This is a genomic window from Synechococcus sp. 60AY4M2 (assembly GCF_002760375.1).
In the GTDB taxonomy this organism is placed as follows: Bacteria; Cyanobacteriota; Cyanobacteriia; order Thermostichales; family Thermostichaceae; genus Thermostichus.
This window is the reverse complement of record NZ_AUMZ01000001.1, coordinates 2,542,493-2,547,080: the sequence shown is the minus strand read 5'-3', so window position 1 is coordinate 2,547,080 and position 4,588 is coordinate 2,542,493. Positions and strand designations below refer to the sequence as shown.

Here is a 4,588-nt window from a genome sequence, read left to right as displayed (position 1 = left end):
TTCTGTTCCCATCGCCTCAAGGTGTGGAGACACACCCCAAAATAATCCGCCGCTTCTCTCGGTTTTACATACCTAGCCATACCAAGCAGCCATACTGAACATATTGTACATTATTTTCAGTATAGTCCAGCATATCATTGACTAGAGTCATGCTCCAGTCGAGGGGTTTCTTCGAGTCCCTCCCCAGAGGACAGTGGGCTAGAAGTGCCATCTGCCGGGCCTAATGGCAACTCCACCCACCAGAGCGGGTAGCGATCGGGATCCGTCTGCAGCCAAACACAGCGGCAGGGATCCCAGGCGCCCAGTTGAGGGCTGGATCCCACCAGGGCAATTCGATCGCCGGGCTGAGTGGTGGCGCGAACTTGAAAGCGATACATTTTCCGAAGGAGAGGGAGAGGAACCTATTCTGGATTTGCCGGTAGATAGACAGGCTTGATCAGTTGGCTTATTACCCTGCCGACAACTGGTAAGAGAAAACAAAAGCTGCGATCCAGTTCCGCCTTGTCTGGCCTATCCTGAGTTTTAAAAAAAAGAAGTTCTCAGATCCGCAAACAGAAAACACAGAAGGCCACAAAAAAGACCTAAAGCCCCAAAGTAAAGCTCTCTAAGTAAAGAACAATTGAACTTTAGCTTGAACTTAACATACTGTCCAAGAATTGTCTGTTTTCTGGAGCACTTTCAGAGGGTTTCTGGAGTGCAAGTTTCCAATTGTCGCTGGGGCAAAATCACCTCAAAGGTGGATCCCTGCCCCACCTCGCTCTCCACCTGCACCTGCCCCCGATGCTGCTCGGCGATGCTTTTGACAATGGCCAGCCCCAAACCCGATCCCGACCGCCGATTGGGATCCCCGCTGCGGGCCGGATCCACCCGGTAGAAACGGTCGAACAGGTGGGGCAGCGCCTGGGGTGGGATCCCCGGCCCGCTATCTTGCACCTGAAGCACCAGTTCTGGGGATCCGGAGCGCAGCCACTGCCTAAGGCGCACCTGCACCTCGCCGCCAGAGGGAGTGTGGAGAAGGGCGTTTTCGATCAGGTTGGTGAACAGGCGGGCCAACAGGTCTTCATCTCCCCAAAAGGCGAAGGGATAGCCCTCTGCTTCCTCGTCGGGGGTGACAATGTCCAGCTTGAGGTGGATCCCTTTCTGGTTGGCCAGCCCTTGCAACTCCTCTACCACCTGCAGCAGCAGAGCATCCAGCGCACAGCAGCGGGGCTGGAAAGGCACCATGCCGCTGTCGTGGCGGGCCAGAAACAGCAGGTCGTCCACCAGGCGGCCCAGCCGCAAACACAGCCGCTCCACCATCTGCCAGCGCTGGCGGGTGTCGGCGTCCAGGTGCGGATCGGCCAAAGCCACCTGTACCGTGGTTTGAATGCTGGCCAAGGGGCTGCGCAGCTCGTGGGAGGCATCGGCGGTAAATTGCTTGAGCTGCTGGTAAGACTGGCGGATGGGCTGCATGGCCAAACCGGAGAGCAGCCAGCCGATTCCCCCCACACAGGCCAAACTGGCCACTACCCAGAGGCTGAGATCCCGAATGAGCTGGCGTGTCGGCTTGCTCACCTCAAACCAGGGGTGGCTGACCCGCAAATACCCCAGCAGCTTCCCACCGGCCAGGATCGGCTCGGTGAACTGGCGCAGCCAATACCCAGGCGCGATGCGGGCGGTGTGCAGGGATCCCTCGGTCAGCAGGGGGGCAGGGATGCCGCCGGGCACCGTGGACCAGATGAGGGATCCCTGGGGATCAAACCACTCCAGGTCGATGTGGTCGTCCTCCAGGGTGCTGGGATCATCCCGAAAGCTGGCCTCTAAGCTCTGGCGGGCCTGCTGTGGATCCAAGAGGCTCTCGTCCACCACCAGGGAGCGCTCGACAATTTCCACCACATGGCCCAGCGTGTCGTCCACCCGCTCGATCAGGGTTGACTGCACATACCAGTAGAAGCTGCCGGCAAACAGCAACAAAAACACCCCTGTTACCACGGTGTACCAGAGGGCCAACCACCGCCGCGTTGCCTGGAACATGGGGGTTGCGCGGGAAGGGGATGGGTTAGCTGTGGACACGAGGCTCAGGGTGAAGGGTCGATAAAATCTCCGCTTCCACCTGCAGCAGGGTGTCCAGCCGCTCCTGCACCTCGTCAGCGGGGAACTGCTCCAGCGCCAGGTCTAGATACAACTGCCAGTGCCGCTCTTCAGCCGCCGCCAGCCAGAGGTAAAACTGCCGCAGCTCCGGGTCGGGGGCGTGGATCCCCAGCAGGCCCAGGCGTTCGTGGCTGCGGGCCTCGATGATGGCGGCCACCAGCAAAGCGTCCAAAAGGTGCTCCGGCTCGGAGCGGCGCAGGTGCTGGTTGAGACGGCTGGCGTAGGGAGCAGCCGAGAGGGGCCTGATCGGGATCCCCAGCCGTTGCAGGTGGCGATGCACCCGCTCAAAGTGCTGCAGCTCCTCCCGCGCCAGCGGCGACAGCGCTTCCACCAGCCGCCCGTTGGCCGGGTAGCGAAACAGCAAACTAAGGGCGTTGCCCGCCGCTTTTTTCTCGCAGTTGGCGTGATCCAACAAGATAAGGTCGAGGTGACGAATGGCTTGGTCGATCCAGGCCGCAGAAGTCGGCGAGGCCAGTTGTAGCGTCGGCACAGGGTCAGAAGAGGTTTCAGGCATCAACAGCTTCCAGGTTGACCCACCCTGCCCGCTGCGGGAGCAGGGAACGGAACTGGGTTAATCGGATCTTAGCTTTGCCGGCGTACCCCTTTCTAAGTCTTGGATCCCGTCTGACGCTCTGGCAGCAGTTGTCCCTATCCCCGGCCCCTCTCCCAGAGGGAGAGGGGAGTTCGGGGATTTTTCAGAAGGCTGGCCCCTGCCTCAATGGCTCAGAGCCAAGGTTTTCCCTGCTACGACCGCCGCCATCTCCTGCAACAGGTCTTCGGTCTCTTCCCAGCCAATGCAGCCGTCGGTAATGGAAACGCCGTACTGGAGCGGCGCCCCTTCCTGCCAGGTTTGCTTGCCCGGGTTGAGGTTGCTCTCCAGCATCAGCCCCATCAAGGCCCGCTGCCCCGCTTGGTACTGCTGTAGCACCGCCCGACAGACGGATCCCTGCCGGCGGTAGTCCTTCTGTGAGTTGTCGTGGGAGCAGTCCACCATCACCGAGCGCGGGATCCCTTGATCCTTCATCAGCAACGCCGCCCGCGCCACATCTTCCGGGCCGTAGTTGGTTCTGCCGCCGCCGCCGCGCAACACGATGTGCCGATCCGGGTTGCCGGTGGTTTTCACCAAGGCCGTCATGCCGTCTTGGCCAATGCCCAGAAAACTGTGGGGGTGGCTGGCAGACAAGATGGCGTTGAGGGCAATTTCCAGCCGCCCGTCGGTGCCGTTTTTGAAGCCCACGGGCATGGAGAGGCCGCTGGCCATTTCCCGGTGGGTCTGGCTTTCGATGGTTCGGGCGCCGATGGCCGCCCAGCTCACCAGGTCTGCGGTGTATTGAGGGGTCACCGGATCCAGCATCTCGGTGGCACAGGGCAGGCCCAGCTCGTTGATCTGCAGCAGGATGGAGCGGGCCAGTTGCAAGCCGGTGGCAATGTCGCAGGAGCCATCCAGGTGGGGATCGTTGATCAACCCCTTCCAGCCCACGGTGGTGCGCGGCTTCTCAAAATAGGTGCGCATCACGATCACCAGGTGCTCGCGGGTTCGGTCGGCCACCCGCTTGAGGCGGTGGGCGTACTCCAAGGCCGCTTCCGGATCGTGGATGGAGCAGGGGCCGACGATCACCACCAGGCGATGGAGATCCCGTCCGTGGATGATGTCGCGAATGGCCTGCCGCGTGGAGAGCACCACTTGGGCTGCCGTTTCCGTCAGCGGCAGCTTGGCCTTGACAGCAGCAGGGGCAATCAAGGGAGTCACCTCTTGGATGTTGCAGTTGTCGGTTTGGGGGGGCATAGAACTGTCCTTCATTGTGTCCAAGGGATGGGCAAGTGAGGGATTGAGCTGTCGAGCCATCAAAAAAGCCCTGGCACTGGGCTCAGGGCTTCAGGACTGACTCAGGTAAACCTAGGCTTTATAGTTTACGCGCCACCCTTCCGCCCTGGTCGCTGCCAGGGAAAGGTAAAGTAGCCAAAAAAGGGAGCGCGCAAGATCATCTTCAGGGGAAGGAACTCGGAATCTGTACGAGATGAGTATAGCGGAAGTATACCCAAAAAGAAACTGGATTTGCCAAGACGGGCTCAGGTTCTGGGTCGCTCCCAGGGTTCCCCGGGCGCAGCCCAGAGGACGGCTTTCCCCCACCCAGCTCAAGAGGCTTGCCCGCCCCGTAGCCATCGCTCTGCGACGCTGTTGCAAGCGGTGCGAGGAGAAAAGCTTCAGGGCAACTAGGAACTTCCTGCCGCTGCCTCAGCCTGACAGGGCCGCAGCGGCGAAAGCCCCGCAAGCCCGGCGGAAACCAAGACAGTCAGCAGGACTCTGGGCTTCTGTCCCAGAAAACAGGCTTCAGAAGGATCCGGCCCGAACGGCAGCCGCTTCCTGGATCACCTCGTCTCCAGGCTGCAGCCCGGCGTGGATCTCCACCAGATCCCCATAGCGGGATCCCACCGCCACCGGCGTAAACAGCGGCTT

General features: G+C 60.8%; 4 protein-coding genes and 1 pseudogene. All 5 read right to left on the bottom strand.

What is annotated here, in order from left to right; translation table 11 throughout:
- A pseudogene (locus SYN60AY4M2_RS11215) lies at positions 1 to 80 on the bottom strand (IS607 family transposase); the annotation flags it as partial.
- A 54-nt stretch (positions 81 to 134) separates the two neighbouring features.
- Positions 135 to 377, bottom strand: coding sequence for a CBM20 domain-containing protein (locus SYN60AY4M2_RS11210; protein WP_099812927.1), 243 nt, complete (start codon positions 375 to 377; stop codon positions 135 to 137).
- Between the two features lie 301 nt (positions 378 to 678).
- Positions 679 to 2,013 carry a HAMP domain-containing sensor histidine kinase gene (locus tag SYN60AY4M2_RS11205; protein WP_099812925.1) on the bottom strand — a complete coding sequence of 445 codons (1,335 nt, stop codon included), beginning with the start codon at positions 2,011 to 2,013 and terminating at the stop codon, positions 679 to 681.
- 25 nt (positions 2,014 to 2,038) lie between these two features.
- On the bottom strand, positions 2,039 to 2,644 hold the full coding sequence (locus SYN60AY4M2_RS11200; protein ID WP_011430999.1) for a tRNA-(ms[2]io[6]A)-hydroxylase: 606 nt from the start codon (positions 2,642 to 2,644) through the stop codon (positions 2,039 to 2,041).
- 201 nt (positions 2,645 to 2,845) lie between these two features.
- Positions 2,846 to 3,916, bottom strand: a complete 1,071-nt coding sequence (locus SYN60AY4M2_RS11195; RefSeq protein ID WP_011431000.1) for a 3-deoxy-7-phosphoheptulonate synthase — start codon at positions 3,914 to 3,916, stop codon at positions 2,846 to 2,848.
- Positions 3,917 to 4,588 lie beyond the last annotated feature (672 nt).

Coding starts and splice junctions, on each gene's coding strand:
- SYN60AY4M2_RS11210 (WP_099812927.1), bottom strand. CDS start 377: ATGTATCGCTTTCAAGTTCGCGCCACCACTCAGCCCGGCGATCGAATT.
- SYN60AY4M2_RS11205 (WP_099812925.1), bottom strand. CDS start 2,013: ATGTTCCAGGCAACGCGGCGGTGGTTGGCCCTCTGGTACACCGTGGTA.
- SYN60AY4M2_RS11200 (WP_011430999.1), bottom strand. CDS start 2,644: ATGCCTGAAACCTCTTCTGACCCTGTGCCGACGCTACAACTGGCCTCG.
- SYN60AY4M2_RS11195 (WP_011431000.1), bottom strand. CDS start 3,916: ATGCCCCCCCAAACCGACAACTGCAACATCCAAGAGGTGACTCCCTTG.